At 45.4% G+C, this 14,592-nt stretch carries 16 protein-coding genes and 1 pseudogene; 5 read left to right on the top strand and 12 right to left on the bottom strand.

The features are described from left to right. Both KCO92_RS06650 and KCO92_RS06645 read right to left on the bottom strand, forming a co-directional pair. On the bottom strand, positions 1 to 242 hold a 242-nt coding region (locus tag KCO92_RS06650; protein ID WP_210647474.1), incomplete at its 3' end, for a glycosyltransferase family 8 protein. Positions 243 to 399: 157 nt separating this feature from the next. After that, positions 400 to 2,211: a hypothetical protein gene (locus KCO92_RS06645; RefSeq protein WP_158653610.1), complete on the bottom strand. Its 1,812-nt coding sequence runs from the start codon at positions 2,209 to 2,211 to the stop codon at positions 400 to 402. Between the two features lie 454 nt (positions 2,212 to 2,665). Here KCO92_RS06645 and KCO92_RS06640 point away from each other — a divergent pair, with 454 nt between their 5' ends. Continuing rightward, positions 2,666 to 3,475 (top strand): outer membrane protein, encoded by an 810-nt coding sequence (locus KCO92_RS06640; protein WP_104696363.1) that lies wholly within the window; start codon positions 2,666 to 2,668, stop codon positions 3,473 to 3,475. Here KCO92_RS06640 and KCO92_RS06635 read toward each other — a convergent pair. From KCO92_RS06635 to recG, 8 genes are all read right to left on the bottom strand, one after another. Next, positions 3,465 to 4,019 carry a hypothetical protein gene (locus KCO92_RS06635; protein ID WP_104696364.1) on the bottom strand — a complete coding sequence of 185 codons (555 nt, stop codon included), beginning with the start codon at positions 4,017 to 4,019 and terminating at the stop codon, positions 3,465 to 3,467. The two genes, KCO92_RS06640 and KCO92_RS06635, sit on opposite strands and share 11 nt — an antisense overlap. Further along, positions 4,009 to 4,611: a hypothetical protein gene (locus tag KCO92_RS06630; RefSeq protein ID WP_199766218.1), complete on the bottom strand. Its 603-nt coding sequence runs from the start codon at positions 4,609 to 4,611 to the stop codon at positions 4,009 to 4,011. Before KCO92_RS06630 ends, KCO92_RS06635 begins: the two co-directional genes overlap by 11 nt. Positions 4,612 to 4,723: 112 nt before the next feature. Then, positions 4,724 to 4,921, bottom strand: coding sequence for a DUF4006 family protein (locus tag KCO92_RS06625; protein ID WP_233710544.1), 198 nt, complete (start codon positions 4,919 to 4,921; stop codon positions 4,724 to 4,726). Continuing rightward, a complete protein-coding gene (gene ccoP, locus KCO92_RS06620; RefSeq protein WP_104696366.1) occupies positions 4,921 to 5,787 on the bottom strand; it encodes a cytochrome-c oxidase, cbb3-type subunit III in 867 nt (288 codons plus the stop codon). Before ccoP ends, KCO92_RS06625 begins: the two co-directional genes overlap by 1 nt. Next, complete coding sequence (locus KCO92_RS06615) at positions 5,788 to 5,997, bottom strand: cytochrome c oxidase, cbb3-type, CcoQ subunit (RefSeq protein WP_104696367.1); 210 nt, start codon at positions 5,995 to 5,997, stop codon at positions 5,788 to 5,790. Continuing rightward, complete coding sequence (ccoO, locus tag KCO92_RS06610; protein WP_104696368.1) at positions 5,997 to 6,716, bottom strand: cytochrome-c oxidase, cbb3-type subunit II; 720 nt, start codon at positions 6,714 to 6,716, stop codon at positions 5,997 to 5,999. The genes KCO92_RS06615 and ccoO overlap by 1 nt, the downstream gene beginning before the upstream one ends. 9 nt (positions 6,717 to 6,725) lie before the next feature. Further along, complete coding sequence (gene ccoN / locus KCO92_RS06605; protein ID WP_104696374.1) at positions 6,726 to 8,225, bottom strand: cytochrome-c oxidase, cbb3-type subunit I; 1,500 nt, start codon at positions 8,223 to 8,225, stop codon at positions 6,726 to 6,728. Positions 8,226 to 8,317: 92 nt separating this feature from the next. Continuing rightward, positions 8,318 to 10,219, bottom strand: coding sequence for an ATP-dependent DNA helicase RecG (gene recG, locus KCO92_RS06600; protein ID WP_425591275.1), 1,902 nt, complete (start codon positions 10,217 to 10,219; stop codon positions 8,318 to 8,320). Between the two features lie 61 nt (positions 10,220 to 10,280). Between recG and KCO92_RS06595 the strand changes: the two genes are divergently transcribed. The 4 genes from KCO92_RS06595 to KCO92_RS06580 all read left to right on the top strand — a co-directional run bounded on the left by KCO92_RS06595 (position 10,281) and on the right by KCO92_RS06580 (position 13,899). Then, complete coding sequence (locus KCO92_RS06595) at positions 10,281 to 10,643, top strand: hypothetical protein (RefSeq protein WP_104696369.1); 363 nt, start codon at positions 10,281 to 10,283, stop codon at positions 10,641 to 10,643. A gap of 23 nt (positions 10,644 to 10,666) precedes the next feature. Beyond that, positions 10,667 to 11,284 carry an outer membrane protein gene (locus KCO92_RS06590; protein ID WP_104696370.1) on the top strand — a complete coding sequence of 206 codons (618 nt, stop codon included), beginning with the start codon at positions 10,667 to 10,669 and terminating at the stop codon, positions 11,282 to 11,284. A gap of 25 nt (positions 11,285 to 11,309) precedes the next feature. Further along, positions 11,310 to 12,248, top strand: a complete 939-nt coding sequence (locus tag KCO92_RS06585; protein ID WP_104696371.1) for an ACP S-malonyltransferase — start codon at positions 11,310 to 11,312, stop codon at positions 12,246 to 12,248. Positions 12,249 to 12,411: 163 nt separating this feature from the next. Next, complete coding sequence (locus KCO92_RS06580) at positions 12,412 to 13,899, top strand: outer membrane family protein (RefSeq protein ID WP_104696372.1); 1,488 nt, start codon at positions 12,412 to 12,414, stop codon at positions 13,897 to 13,899. Between the two features lie 177 nt (positions 13,900 to 14,076). On the opposite strand, the pseudogene KCO92_RS06575 reads toward KCO92_RS06580, so the two are convergent. Both KCO92_RS06575 and KCO92_RS06570 read right to left on the bottom strand, forming a co-directional pair. Further along, positions 14,077 to 14,172: pseudogene (locus KCO92_RS06575) on the bottom strand (type II toxin-antitoxin system YafQ family toxin); the annotation flags it as partial. 138 nt (positions 14,173 to 14,310) lie between these two features. After that, positions 14,311 to 14,592, bottom strand: a 282-nt coding sequence (locus tag KCO92_RS06570; RefSeq protein ID WP_210647473.1) for a zinc ribbon domain-containing protein, incomplete at its 5' end; no start/stop codon positions are given.

Below are 14,592 nucleotides of genomic sequence, written 5' to 3'. Positions count from 1 at the left end.
AACCAATCGAGATCGTGAAATTCCAAACTCGAAAAATCTTTAAAGGGCATGAGAGCGTTTTGGAGTTCGATCTCATGATCTGTGTCTAAGCCCTGAACCAAGCAGTGAATTTTATAAAACAAGGGCACGCCCTCTCTGGTGCGTGCCGCATGGGTGAGCATAGAGTGCATGGCCACACCTGCAGGCAAGCAGTAATTTTTGTCAAAGGCCATTACTACGGGAATAATTGCGGGCTGTGACATCAAGGTCCTTTTTAGGCCCAGTATAGGCAAATGGGCTTAAAATTCCCCCGCACGGGCTAGCCCTTAGGTTTTCAAATTCTCCTGGCGGAAGTGGAATTGGGGCTAGGGGGGCTAGGCTGGGTGAGTTGGGGCAAGCCCTAACAGCCTGCCTTGTTGATCAGAATAGGTGTGCGAAAGAAATGTAAATGTCAAAATTTCTAGGGGTTTCATCCACAATGAAGTGGGTATCGCCCGCTTGCATGTCAATGACATGGCTGTACAAGGGATCTTCAATGCCCACTTTAATAATATTGCGATCAAACTGAAATCTGATCCCCACATTTAAACGCGCATTGAAATCGCTAGCCCGAACCAGTGGGGAACTTTTGGTATCTAAGAAGTAGTGACTCCCCACCCCTAATATACCTGCAAATAAGCCAACAAACAGCCCACTTTGACTACTAGGAGCTATAAAGTCAAAGATCACATTGCCCCCTATCGCCCAGTTAAAGCCCTGCATGGATTTAAATATGGGAGACTTCCTAAAGAGAGGGCTGTTGAGATAATTGTAACCCACACTGACCTGCACATCAAATCCAAAATGACGGCTGAAGAAATATTGGTATCCCACACCTACATTGGCATTCCAATTGACATTTTGAAATGCTCTAGCAAAGTGGTTGATGATATTACTAAAGGGTGATAGGTCAGGCACGACGATTTGCCCGGGCGCATGGATGGTCCCCACGGTGTTGATCGTATTAGCAGCTGTGGTAATTTGGGGGGCAAGATTGTTGTATTTGAAGCCTAGCGTGGGAGGAGAAGGCATGGGTTTGAGGACGGGTACCGCGGGGGGGCGGAAATACTGATCGGGCGTGGGGATGATGCTGCTATAATTACCCAGGGTTGTCTGCATGATATTTGATAGCGTGTTATAAACGGCCACAAGTCCGTTAGCTGCTACGTCAACTTGAGGGGCATTTAAACTAAGCGATTCGCCAATTTCTTTAGCCTCCTGGAAAAACCATGCATAGTCTCTGACTAGATTCTCGATCGAGAAATTGCTCATGACAGGGTCCACACTGCTAAAACAATTAGGTATGTTAGCAGTAGTGGAGGTAGGAGCACAGACACCTGAAACTCCCGTCCTATAAGAGTTATAATACTGATTGATGGAGATAATACTATCTGTATCGGGATTTTGAGCAATCCCCAAAATGCCCTGCAAGATACTATTGGAGAATTGCTCCACCTGTGCTGCCCCCTCTGCGGGGCTAACGCTTGATGGACCGCATGATCCCCCCACACACTGACCCATGAAGCGCGTTATTTGATCCCTAGCGGCTGAGAAAGCTTGTTTCTTCTGCTCATAAGCACTGTAAGCGGCATCATAGGCTTTTTGACTCGCGCTGTTTCTGGATGCGATGGCATTTTTTAAGTCCTTAAACGCAATCTGAGCCTGAGCGAGTGTGTTATCATAGTTATTAACTTCACCAATGATAGAAACACCATAACCCTGCAAGGACTGCAAGACTTTCTCGTAATCCTGTATGATCGCCTGATCGTTTGCCACATTGGGGGCATTAGGGTTCGTGCCCACAAGTGTTTTGAGTTGTCCGATTTCCATTTGGATCTGCGCTTCCAAACCCTTGATCTGAGCGCGCATGGTCCCTGAAATATCAAGAGGGGAAAGTTGCAAAATATCCTTGGTAGATCCCACCTGCGCCGCAGTAGCATTGAGATTTTGCAATGCAGTAGCAAGCTCTTTTAGGTGACTGTTGAGGCTTGCTTGCAACGAAGCGGCGTTGAGGGTTTTAGAGGGGGTTGAGGCCGTGGCATTCGGACCATAAGAAGATACACCACTGCTCTGTGCCCCTATGCTCCCCTCTATAAAAAACCCGTCTCTCACATCTCCCCCATAGCCTAGTAACGAACTCAAAGACACACAGACGGAGACCAACCCCCTTCGCAAAAATCTGAAAGTGTTCATGGGACACCTCCCTGTACTTAAACCACCCCTGCTTACCATAGTTTAACTATATTGTAGAACATGCCGATTTGCTTTACCTCTAAAAATTAAACTCTCGTCAAACACACCATGTGGATGAATTTAGGTTCTGTTTAATAAGGCATTTTCTCTTAAGGTAACCTTATTTGTAGCATAATCAACTCAATAATAGACCTTTTTGGTATTTGAGTATATTATTTTAGTCTCAGCCTTTGAGAATAGTGTAGTGCAAATGCATAGCAATCACTTGGCACATTCCGCTGGTTAGATGTGCATGTATATGAGGCAAATTTAGGGGTATTTATTTTTATTAGTAAAGAGTAAACGGATCGCATTTTGCTGGAATTTCCGCCAAAATATGCTAAATTAGCCAAGAATCTCCTCTTTTGAGGGAGATTGACCGATATAGAAAAAATCTCTAAGAAAGGATGTAGTAATGCGTATTAAGTCTCTTGTAGCTTTATCTTTAGTTTCTCTTTTAAGTGCGAATGATGGAAGTGGCATCTTTATTGGAGGTGGGTATCAGCAAGGTAAGGCCCAGATTCGCATGCAGGATAAAGGGGTGTCCACTGAGCTCACAACTCCTCTAAAGGGGTTTGGTATACAGATAGGCTATCAGATGTTTCCTAGCAAGTTTTTTGGTCTCAAACTCTATGGTTTCTTTGACTACGCCCATGCACAGGGCATAGAGTTCGCCGCCAAGAAAAATGCATCTGGTGGTCCGCTTGTGTGTCAAGCTCCCGCTATAAAACCTCCTGCTGCGCCACCGGGTATGCCACCAGGAGTCCCACCCACAATTCCACCACTGCCCAGTGTGGGCTTGCCCAACTGCCAGCTCAATGTCATGGGTATCTTGCAAGAGCTGGTCGGAAATAATAAGCCCATTGCGCCCAACATGCTCACTTATGGCGCGGGAGCAGATATTGTGCTCAATGTGATCAATAATAAGGCGATGGCTTTGGGCGCAGTGGGGGGGATTCAATTTGCGGGTAACTCGTGGATTTTAGCCACGCCCGACTTTGCGCATGTTGCCTTAGAATTTGCGGGGCTAGACAAGAAGGCAACGGCTTTTCAATTTCTCTTCAATGTGGGGGGTAGGGTGCGCCTGCTAAAGCATAGCAGTATAGAAGCAGGGATCAAATTCCCCATGATCAAGGGTAACCCTTTTTTGCAGACCAAAAATGATGGGAATCTCTACATTAGGCGTTTGTATTCTTGGTATGTCAACTACACTTTTACTTTTTAGCACGCACATAGGCGGGCTGAATGAGGGGGATGTAATCTCCCCTAAATTTGATACGGACGAGGATTTTGCAATGTCCTTCTGAGGGGAGGTTAAAGGGGTGCAGTTGGCATGTGATCTGCTTTTGGTTTTCTAAGCATTCGGGTTTACTGAAGGGCTGGAGATCATCTCTGTCTCTAATGAGTAAAACGGACAAATCCAGAGGGGTTGCTTCGGGTTGAAGTTTCTCGATAACAATGCGCACGCGGTTATCCTGCAATTTGAGCCATAGTATGGGCGTGTTTTGATTCAAATAATAGGGAAAAAGGGGGGTGAGACTCTGATCTTGGGTGAGCAAAATGAGATGGTAGCTCTGTAAAAATGTGCGGTAATTTGCAAGCATTGTGTTGATGTGTGCGTCCGTAAATGTATGCTTCTCCAAATAGGAGTTGTCGTCCTTGGGAGAGTTCTTAATGGCGACCACTACTAGTGCACTGACTAAAAACACTCCCAGTAAAAGCACAGCCAAAATACCTAATGGCCAATAATTCTTCTCTTTAGGATTCATGTTTTCTTGTTCCAAAAAAGTAGCCGTAAAAAAAGAGTGCCAAGAGAGAACAGAGCAAAATATAGAGAATAGTTTTGACGAGGTTATTATGATTTTCCTCTTGGATATTGTTTTCTAAATGCACTTGGTGTTTTTGAGCGATGGCATCGGCCATGTAAGTGTACCCATTGAGCAAGGCAAATGAGAAGCGGGCATTATTGTCATTCATATTTTCTCCCCATTTCTTGGGCAAAAAGGGCGCAATGCGTTCAAAAAAAATTTGATCCGTGTCGAGCAAACTGGTAGGCTCTACCACAATGGCAATTTTTTGTGCTTGAAAGTAAGCAAATAAGGCTACAAATGGGGCACTTAATTCTTTTAAATGCGCCTGCTGGTAATCCAAACGCGCTTGTCTATCTTCTAAATCAGTGTCCACCACAAATAGCACGAAAGAAACCCCAGTTTTTTGCTTTAACTCAGTAGAAACGCGCTCAACCAGCGCCACACTCTTAGGTACAAAATGCTGCGCGACATTACCCTGTACAAAATTTTGCCCAGCCCCCAACAACGCTAAAGAACACAAGAGCGCAAGACCAAGGATGCGCTCTACCATACCCATCAAACTGCAAACAAGAAACTGGGTTTAATGAAGTAAAGCACCACCGAGATGACAAACAAGAGAATCAAAAACAAGCCTAGCAATTTTTCCATGCCTGTAAACATCATTATTCCTTAACCTGATAAAATTGTCTATTTTTCTCAAACATTTGGATTTTACCCACATCTAATTTGTAGTAATGCGTAGCCTCTTCTTGTTGGATTTTGACCGCTTTAAACCCTAAAAAAGCCACGATGCATAAAACCACCACTACCACGAGCCAATAGCCAAATAGGCCATTTAACAATTTAATTAAAGCTTCCATCATTCCTCTCCTCGCAAAGATTGGATATAGTGAGCGAGTGCGCGCACTTGCGTATCGTTAAAATGTCTGTAAGCAAAGCTAGGCATCTCTCCAATATGCCCCTTTTTACCTTTATCCAAAATTTCTTTGAGAAACACCTGGGTGCCATAATGCGCCAAATTCACCGCCATGCCTTCCTGACCTTTGCCATCTACACCATGGCAGCCAGCGCACATATTAGCAAAAATTGTTTCCCCCTTTTGCACCAATTGCGGGTAACTGGTGTGCTTGACCTCTGAAATTTTAGCCATTACAAAGCTTGCCACCGCCTTGGCGTCCTCATCGCTCATTTCAAGAGGAGGCATTTCTCCAGCTTGGTAATTCAAACCCATCGAACCTTGCTTAATTATCTCGATAATCCCCGCCTCTTTACCCCAGCTCACCAAATTGCGCGCTGTATTGTCCAAACCTGTCGCCTCCAAACCATGGCATTGAGAACATTGGACCAAGAAGATACCCTGCCCCATTTGCTCTAAATCTTTGCCATGTAGGTTTTTCCAGCGTGTCTCAAAACTACGATTGTACTGGGCGACTTCTTTATTATATTCTCCAATCTGGGAGTAATTGAAGAGTGGGTAGCCAAAGAAGATATACCATATTCCCCAAGTGATGGCAATTAAAAAGCAGATAATCCACCCTGATGGGATGTTATTCACAGATTCAGCGATACCATCAAACTGATGTCCATTATCATAGAGAACATCCTTACTATTGGTTCTCTCACGCATGGCTTTAAATAAGGATGAGCTCATACTTACAGTGAGTACTACAATCACAAGAGCCGCCCCTAGCGCAAATAAATTGATATGGTCTTTAAAAATATCCATTCAAAGCCTCTTTCGTGTTGAGATAGGGGTGCGTGGTTCAATGGGCGTATCGTGAAGTTCGTCTTGAAGTGCCAATTGACTGTAGCGCTCATAATTCGTGATTCCCTTTTTGTCCTTCACATACATGCTTATAATGTAGGCGTAAAGAAAGAGTGTAAAGAGAATAGTGAAAAAGACATAAGCCAGCCCTCTGATTGTATCCAAATCCATTACTTCTGCTCCTGAGAATTAGGTGCTACCAAACCCGTATGATTAATTCTGGCTTGTCCTAAACTATTGAGATAGGCAATGAGAGCCACAATCTCTCTTACATGCCCCGCTTTGAGAGCTTCAGCAATTTGAGGGTCTTGCATGTTATCCACGATCGCTTTGGCTTCCTCTAAGAAAAGCTGTTTAGCCTTTTTGACATCTCCAAGTTCCACCCCAATGGGCGAATCGTAGGGCACCTTAAAGATTTTTTTCTCCGTATAAGCTTCTGCATAGGCTGTATCAAAATCGCTATCTTTGGTAAACAAATGCTTATAGGCAGGCATGATACTTCCGGGCACAACACTGGTAGGGTCTAGCATGTGCTTCTCATGCCAAGCGGTGGTGCGCACATCGCCTACGCGGTGCAAATCAGGCCCAATGCGTCGAGAACCCCATAAGAAAGGGCGATCGTAAGCGTATTCGCCACTTAAGCTATAAGCCCCATAACGTTGCACCTCCGCTTGAAAAGGACGGATAAGCTGAGAGTGACAATTGTAACACCCCTCTTTGATATACACCTGTCGCCCGGCTGTCTCCAAAATACTATAAGGTTTAAGCCCCTCAATGGGCCTTGCTGATTTGAAGAAATTGGGCAAAATCTCTACGATTCCCGCGATCGCAAAGGCGACCACAAAAGCCAAAGTAAAGAAAAAGGGGTTTTTCTCCAGAAAACTAAACATGCACGCTCCTTATCGGGTAGCCATAGGCGTAGCGTAAGCGGGTTCTTTCTCGAGGACACGCCCTTTTTGGATGGTCATGAGCACATTGTAGAGGAAAATCAAGAATCCTGTAAGGTATAGAGTGCCTCCTATCCCTCTAATGATATAGTAAGGGATTAACACCCGTACCGTGTCGATGAATTGATAAACCAAGTTTCCATATTGATCTACATCACGCCACATCATGCCCTGCGTGATACCTGCCACCCACATCGAGGAGAAGTAAAACACGATTCCCAAAGTCATGAGCCAAAACTGCACATCCATGAGTTTGGCAGAGTAAATCTCACGCTTAAAAACACGGGGCACCATGTGGTAGACCGCACCGATGAGCGAAAAGCCCACCCAGCCTAAGACACCATCATGCACATGCCCGATGATCCAATCGGTGAAGTGCGCGAGGGCATTGACCGAGCGGATCGCTTGAATTGAACCCTCTAGGGTAGAGAGCATGTAGAAAGTGCTGGCCAAGACCAAAAATTTAATGAGGGGCGATTCTTTGAGCTGATGCCATTGACCACGCAGGGTCAAGAGCATATTGATCGCCGTGCCCCAAGAGGGCAAGATCAAAATCACAGAGAACACAGAGGAGAGAGTTTGCACCCAATCGGGCACGGTGGAGTAGATCAAATGGTGACCACCCGCCCAAATATAGACGAACATCAAACTCCAGAAAGAGAAGAGGGTGAGTTTGTAAGAAAAAATAGGCTGACCACTCTCTTTGGGCAAGAAGTAATAAATAGTACCAATCACCCCGCTGGTGAAGACAAAGGCCACCGCATTATGCCCCCACCACCACTGCACCAATGCATCATTGCTACCTGCATACAGCGAAATGGAATGCCATAGGCTACCCATGTTTGCCACGAAGTAGGTGGGGATGGAGAGATTGTTGAAGATGTAGAGCACAGCGATGCCTACATAAGTAGCAATGTAGTACCACAAGGATACATAAATTGTATTCTCGCGTCTAACACTCATGCTACCAAACATGCTAACTCCCCAAAGCACCCATACAATCACAACCAAAATGTCAATAGGCCACGCAAGTTCGGCATATTCCTTGCTCTGGGTTACCCCTGCAAACAAGCTCACCACACCTGCCACCAAAGCTGCGATCCACAACCAAAAATGCAAGTAACCCACTACTCTTAAGAAAGGATGATCGTAGTAGGTAATTTTTAAAACCCTTTGTCCAATATAATACCAGCTTGCCCAAATGCCCCCTAAGGTAAAGCCGTAAATCACCCCATTGGTGTGCAAAGGACGCAGTCGCCCAAAGATACTATACTCCCCCGCGATGTAGTTAAGCTGGGGGAAAGCTAATTGGAAAGCCAATAAAACGCCAATCACCATCCCGATCACTCCAAAAGTAATCATCGCAATGATGAATAGACGCGCAATTGAGTAATCGTATTCTGCTACCTCCCCTCTTGCAACCCCAATAGACTTGGCGTAGCTCTGTTGCATGCCCACATCCATGCACACTCCTCAATCTGATTTAAAGATTTTAAAGTATAGCATGGTTCCAGGCACAAGGCAATATCAAAGCCATGCGCACTTTAGAATAGAGTGCTGACCTGTGCGATGAGATCGTGATCACCAGCTAAGTCTAAAAAATTAAAATGGGAGCCACTCTGCTGTGTCCCCTGCAGTAAGTCTCCAGAATTACGATATTTGAGATCGATATTGGCGATTTCAAAGCCATCTAAAGTTTGGCTAAACTCCTGGAGTCGGGGGTTATCTATGTGGTGTGTGAATAAAAAACAATACCCCTTGCCTCCTAAGCGCGCGACCCGACCTCTTAATTGGTGTAAAGTGGCTAGACCTAGCCGTTCTGCTCCGACAATCACGATGCTAGAGAGTCTAGGAAGACTGATTCCTACTTCAATGAGAGTGGTAGCGAGCAAAATATTTCCTTGTTTGGCAAACTCTTCTAAAACCTCTTCTTTGTTGGCATCTTTACCGCTTGTCACATAAACTTTTTCAAAGTGTTTCTGCCAATATAACGCGCCCTGTTTGAGAGGCATGTAATTGGCACGCGCTCCCTCTGTGCGCAAATTCTCTTCAACGAGAGGATAAATAACAGCGACCTGTTTATGCTGGGTAATTTGTGCGTGAATATGCTTCAAAAGCGCATCAAAGTGGGTTTTATCAATGAGCTGCGTGGTGATGTCCTTGTGGTAGGGCTTGTCTTTGATCAAAGTGGTTTTGACAAACTTAGCTCCCATCATGGCTAAGGTTCTGGGAATGGGTGTAGCAGAGAATTGCAGATAATGGGGTCTGCGCGCAGAATTATCTCTCAAAAATCCCCCACTGGCACGCTGTTCCAAATAGTGCCGTTGCTTGGTACCAAAGCGGTGTTGTTCATCGCTGATCACCAAGGCAACTTGTGACATCTCTAGGGGCACATGGAGCAAAGTTGTTGTGCCGATGATGAAAGTCGCTTCTTCAAGGGATTGGAGATTTTTTTTGGAAATGTGGCCTCCCAAGAGTAACTCCACTTTAATGGAGGGAGGAAGAAATTGGCATGCTTGCTCGTAAAGCTGTTTGGCTAAAACGCTGGTGGGGGCCATTAAAAGACTTTTATAGGGCGCAGCTAAAACAACGCTGGCTAAGATAATCATGGTTTTGCCACAGCCCACATCACCCATCACTAATCTTTTACTTGCCATCTCTCCTTGCATGTCTTTTTGAATACTGGAAATGGCGCGTTGCTGGTCATTTGTGAGAACAAAGGGTAGGGCCTGTAGAAATTCTCTAAGGAGCTGGGCATTAGCATGCCCACCAAACTTGCTTTGAAAATTCCACTTTTTGGCATTCAAGGAGAGCATATATGCCAACGCCTCCACAAATTTGAGGGCTTCCAAGTATTTGCCAAAGAACCCTTTGTGGGCATCAAAAGCGCGCACAAACTCCAGAGTTGGATGAAAAATTCTCTCCAAGTGTGCGATCATCACTGGAGGCATGTTGACTAGGGCAAGTTTGGCGAGATTTTCTGCACTCAAGAGCGCTTGCATATACTTCATATAGTCCTTGTGTGTTTTCTGTGCTTTGAATGCCCGTGTCAACTTAGCCTCTTTTTTAAAATGCAACTCAATGCTCTGAGGAGTTTGGATGATCTGGGGCTGAGTTATTTGGAGCGCAAAGGAATAGGTGTTGACACTGAGCTTTCCATACACAAAGTAGCGTTTTTGAGAAAAAAGTCGCGTGTGGTAGGTGGAATAATTAAAGCAGACAAGCTCGATCTCTCTTTTGAAGGCTAAAGCCAACACTCTGACTCTGAGCACCCTACCTGTATTCATGCTCTGATACGCCACTTCCAAACAACCCTGTTGATTGGGTTCTAGGTTTTTTAACAAGGGGTAGGCACTGTAGCTCTTGGGAGGGTGGGATAAGAGTTCCAGAAAATCTATGAGCGAGATTCCAATCCCTAAATCCATCCCTGCATCCAGTCCCGCCACTATGCACCTAAACCTAATATTTTTACTAAATATGTTATTATAGCCCAAAAAGGATGTGTGCATGCCAAGTTCGTCTAAGTTTTACGCTCTTGTTTTAGGGTGTTTGGGCTTATTTGCCGGGTGTAAGGATGCTACAAGGTCTAGCAAAGCACACCCGCAAAGCGCCCCAGCACAAACAAGTGCTAAACAGAAAGCAGGTTCTGCCAAAGAGGTCAAGCAGGATGCTGCACTAGAAAACTTAGAGCACCGCATGGATGACACCAAAACTACCCAAAAGGTGGACCGTATTATCGATGTTGAAGATGCTATTCAAGATGCCATGCAACCTACCGGGCCTATGTACACCCCACCCAATAACAATATTTTGAAAAACTGGAATAACCACCAAGACAATCTAAGCTCTCCTCTCAACCATAACTACTAGGATCGGGTATTTTTGCGCGTCTGATGTGTCTTGTGGGGGCTTGCGTTCTGTGTAGTCCCCACTTGTACGCTGCTAAAAGCCGTACTTTTCTCTTAAGCCAATATCAAGTAGGGCAGATGCATTTTTATACCAAAGATTCCAATGGGGCTGCCATCAAGCACTACCGCACTATTGAGGGTGCGAGCATTATCTTTGGCTATGAGTATAATCCCTTGAATCGTTGGTTTTACACGCGTTATTATGGATTTTTGGATTACGGCTTTGTTATCTTGGATAAAAGCGATAATGTCGCTACGAACATGTTCACCTATGGCACGGGAGGAGACCTAGTCATCGAATATAACAAAAATCCTTTGGCTGTTTGCGGCTTATTTTATGGCATGATGATAGCGGGCAATACATGGACAACCTCGCGTTATTCGCGCAATTTTCTCATTCAGAATTACCGCTTTTTCACGAGTTTGCGTTTTAAAAACACCTTTTTTAGAGTGTTTTCGCAGGTGGGTGTGCGTTTCCAGACTGTCATTCTCTACCACGATGTCTCCGTAGAGGTAGGGTTTAAATTTCCCCTCAATGGGGAATTAGGTTCTAAATTTGTGCGTGACTACAGCATATTCGTTTCTCATACTTGGTATTTTTAGATGACTATTTTACGAAAGGATAAATATGACAGTGGCGTTATTTGGAGGACAAGGTTCTCAGCATGTAGGTATGGGCAAGGATTTTTGTACACATTTCAGTGTGGCGCGCGAGATGTTTGAAGAAGCCAGCGAGGTTTTAAAAACTGATATGCAGGCTTTGCTTTGGGAGGAAAACGACTTGCTCAATCAAAGTCCCTATACCCAGAGTGCTCTCTTTTTAGTATCTATGGTGGCTTTCAAGGTTTTCATGCAAGAGGGGGGTGGCTTGCCTATGAGTGCAGCTTTAGGGCACTCCTTAGGCGAGATTACTGCTAATGGGGCAAGTGGGGCACTCAGTTTATCCAAGGGATTAAGACTCGTATTTGAGCGCGGGCGTTTGATGGAGCGTGTGTGTGCCCAAAGCCCCCAAGAGCTAGGAATGTTGGCCGTTTTGGGCGCGTCTAAAGAAACAATCCTAGATTTTTGTGCCCATGCCAGATCGCAGGGGCGTACACTCTATGCTGCCAATTTTAACGGTTCTCAAATCGTGTTAGCAGGGGCTAAAGAGACGCTGAATGCCTTGCAAGCAAAGGACTTAGGGGCTAAAAAATTAGTCTTGTTGCCCATGAATGTAGTCAGTCATTGCGAGATTTTAACCCCCATACTGGAGGATTTTAGCGCACTTTTAGCAGAGAGCTTGGAAGATAATTACCATTTTGGCGTGGTTTCTAATACCAACGCTTTGCTATACCACTCCAAAGAGGAAGCCCTCAAATGCCTGAGTGTGCAACTCATCCAGCCCGTGCTCTACGATGCGTGCATGCAACTTTGCGAGGCTAGCGCGTCCTACTACGTAGAGTTTGGCACCAATGTGTTAAAAAATCTCAATAAACGCCTGAGCTCAAAACCAACATTGAGTATCACAGATTGCGCGAGTTTGCAAGAAACTTTAGAAGTGAGTGCACGCACAAAAGCGCGAACATAACACCCTTTAGTTACTTCATGTAGCATGTAGTCTATTTTTATTTAAAAATAGAAATTATATGCACTTCTTAATAATATCATTGCCATATTTTTGTTATCATCTGGTCTGGTTGTCTCTGAGGGGGTGTTTCTGGGATTTTTATTTTTTAACTCTAGGAGGCTTTATGCAACGAAGGTCTTGTGTTTCTAAACAAGGTGCCTCAAAAACTTCTCTGCTGGCTACCCTTGGCTCTTTAGCCCTAGCAACCGGTGTTCTCAACGCCTATGAATTCAATGCCGGGGGTCGTAAGTTCAATCTCGAAGCCTTTGCCAACCAATCCGCTTCCATCGGCTTTAACAATAGCAAGATTGACGAAAAGACGGGCACTTTCCCCACAGAGCGTTACGCTACCATCACCGGGTATTTGGGCTTGAATGTGAACTTATTGCCCGAAAAAATCACTGGTCATAGCCTCTCAGCCAAGATTGGGGGCATGGTAGGAGGTGTGCTCTATGATGGCACGAAAGCCAAACAGGGTGGCTCCATCATCACCGACATCTTTGGGGGTCACAGTGGTTTCATGAGCGGGTATCAGTTTCTCTCCGATGATGAGAACTTCATCATGAAGAATGGTGACAAGAAGATCGCGCACAACTATGTCTGGAGCGATATCTACATCGACTACAAATACAAGGATTACTTCGGGTTCAAAGGAGGACGTTACCAGTCTAGCATGGGTTATAGAAGTGGACGCACACAGGGCTTTGAGGTCTTTGGAGGCACTAAAGATCTGCGCGTGCTATGGTTTAGCTCCTTTGGACGGGCGTTTGCAACGGGCTCTTATATCAAAGACTGGTATGCAGCGCGCACCACTTACAGTGGTGAATATACTAAGAACTCTAAGGGAGGTTGGGATAGACACGGAGTCCCTGTCTACTTAGGTACCCACGCTGTTCAGGTCAACTACCAGTGGCAAAAACTCTCCCTGGAGGGCTTTTTCTACTTTTCACCCAAAATTTTCAATGCCCCCGGTTTTAGAGTTGCTTGGGATACCGATCCCAACTTTAGCAATCGGGGTTTTCGCTCCCAAACCGAGTTGCTCACCTTCTTCCCCGTCTACTACCCCTGGGTGGTCATCAACAGCGAGGGGGAGCGTAACTACAGGTATGGCACACCCATGACACAAACCGGGCAGAGCTTTGCCATTAAGCAGCGCTTCGACCTTAACGAATTCTATTTAGTGGGGACTTTTTACAAGAGTTTCCAAAACCCCAACACTTATATCGGAAACATGGGTAACCCGGTGGGGGTGGAATTTGGTGGCAACAGCGCATGGGCAGGGCTTGATGGCCCTGCGATTGAAGCAGATGCTGTGACGGGCAACCTTGGTTATGGGGGGTCACATTTCAAACAGACTTTCAACTGGCAAATGGTGTGGCAATGGACGAGTGCAAAGGTGGCTTATGCGGGGCGTGTGAGCTTGTTCTTGGAATACAACTTTAATAAATTCTTAAGTGCAAACGTGACCATTGCATATTTTGGGATCAATACCCATAAGGGGTACCAAGAAAATGTGAATGATTCAGCCTGCGTCCCCTCGCAAGAGCGTGCCTGCAAAGGTGGGTACCAAGATCGCAGTGCCTTGACAACAGCTTTAGTCGCTACGTTCTGATCTGTACTAACCACTGCGTGCCCTCTAGGGCGAGGGGTGGTCTTGTAAACATGCAACGCAGAGCCTCTCTCTTTAGTGCTTTTTAGGACACTTTAGCCAGCCATAAAGAGCAGGACAAGAGCAAGAAGCCTAAGGGTTCAGAGTGGCAGAAGTACCCTGTGCGCATCATTTGGAGCTTTAGGTCTTGAACACGTCGCTATGACTTCCTAGACGGGCTAATTCTAAAGTGTCGCCCACATAACAATACACTAATAACAAATCAGGTCTGACATGACATTCTCTGAATTATTGATACACACTCCACAGAGGGTGATTGCATGCGCGTTTTGGCAAGGGTCCGCGCTTGACCAATAAAGACAATCCCTGAATTAACTCCACACCTAAGCCCACGCGCTTTAGGTCTTTTGTGAATCACCCACCCGCTAAAGACGGGTGGGCTTCTTGTTTCAACGATCCATAACTAGCAGTATCCAGTATGTAGCCATACTTGGTTACAGCCCCGTTAGCGGAATCTCCACAAGCGTAACTTCGGGTCATCCCTACCCTAGTTTTATCTACCTTGATGGCATGTCTTTCATCTAACATTCCCAAAGCATAGTTTCTAATGTTGATGCTAGCGTTTAGGTCTCTGTGGTGGTGTGTTTGACAACAAGGACAGATAAAATTTCTAATATGCAGTGGCTTTTTACCCGT

Source organism: Helicobacter salomonis (genome assembly GCF_017979425.1).
GTDB lineage: Bacteria > Campylobacterota > Campylobacteria > Campylobacterales > Helicobacteraceae > Helicobacter > Helicobacter salomonis.
Note: the sequence above shows the minus strand (reverse complement) of the source record. Positions and strands in the feature narration are given on the sequence as shown.

Coding starts and splice junctions, on each gene's coding strand:
- KCO92_RS06645 (WP_158653610.1), bottom strand. CDS start 2,211: ATGAACACTTTCAGATTTTTGCGAAGGGGGTTGGTCTCCGTCTGTGTG.
- KCO92_RS06640 (WP_104696363.1), top strand. CDS start 2,666: ATGCGTATTAAGTCTCTTGTAGCTTTATCTTTAGTTTCTCTTTTAAGT.
- KCO92_RS06635 (WP_104696364.1), bottom strand. CDS start 4,019: ATGAATCCTAAAGAGAAGAATTATTGGCCATTAGGTATTTTGGCTGTG.
- KCO92_RS06630 (WP_199766218.1), bottom strand. CDS start 4,611: ATGGTAGAGCGCATCCTTGGTCTTGCGCTCTTGTGTTCTTTAGCGTTG.
- KCO92_RS06625 (WP_233710544.1), bottom strand. CDS start 4,921: ATGGAAGCTTTAATTAAATTGTTAAATGGCCTATTTGGCTATTGGCTC.
- ccoP (WP_104696366.1), bottom strand. CDS start 5,787: ATGGATATTTTTAAAGACCATATCAATTTATTTGCGCTAGGGGCGGCT.
- KCO92_RS06615 (WP_104696367.1), bottom strand. CDS start 5,997: ATGGATTTGGATACAATCAGAGGGCTGGCTTATGTCTTTTTCACTATT.
- ccoO (WP_104696368.1), bottom strand. CDS start 6,716: ATGTTTAGTTTTCTGGAGAAAAACCCCTTTTTCTTTACTTTGGCTTTT.
- ccoN (WP_104696374.1), bottom strand. CDS start 8,225: ATGCAACAGAGCTACGCCAAGTCTATTGGGGTTGCAAGAGGGGAGGTA.
- KCO92_RS06595 (WP_104696369.1), top strand. CDS start 10,281: ATGCCAAGTTCGTCTAAGTTTTACGCTCTTGTTTTAGGGTGTTTGGGC.
- KCO92_RS06590 (WP_104696370.1), top strand. CDS start 10,667: ATGTGTCTTGTGGGGGCTTGCGTTCTGTGTAGTCCCCACTTGTACGCT.
- KCO92_RS06585 (WP_104696371.1), top strand. CDS start 11,310: ATGACAGTGGCGTTATTTGGAGGACAAGGTTCTCAGCATGTAGGTATG.
- KCO92_RS06580 (WP_104696372.1), top strand. CDS start 12,412: ATGCAACGAAGGTCTTGTGTTTCTAAACAAGGTGCCTCAAAAACTTCT.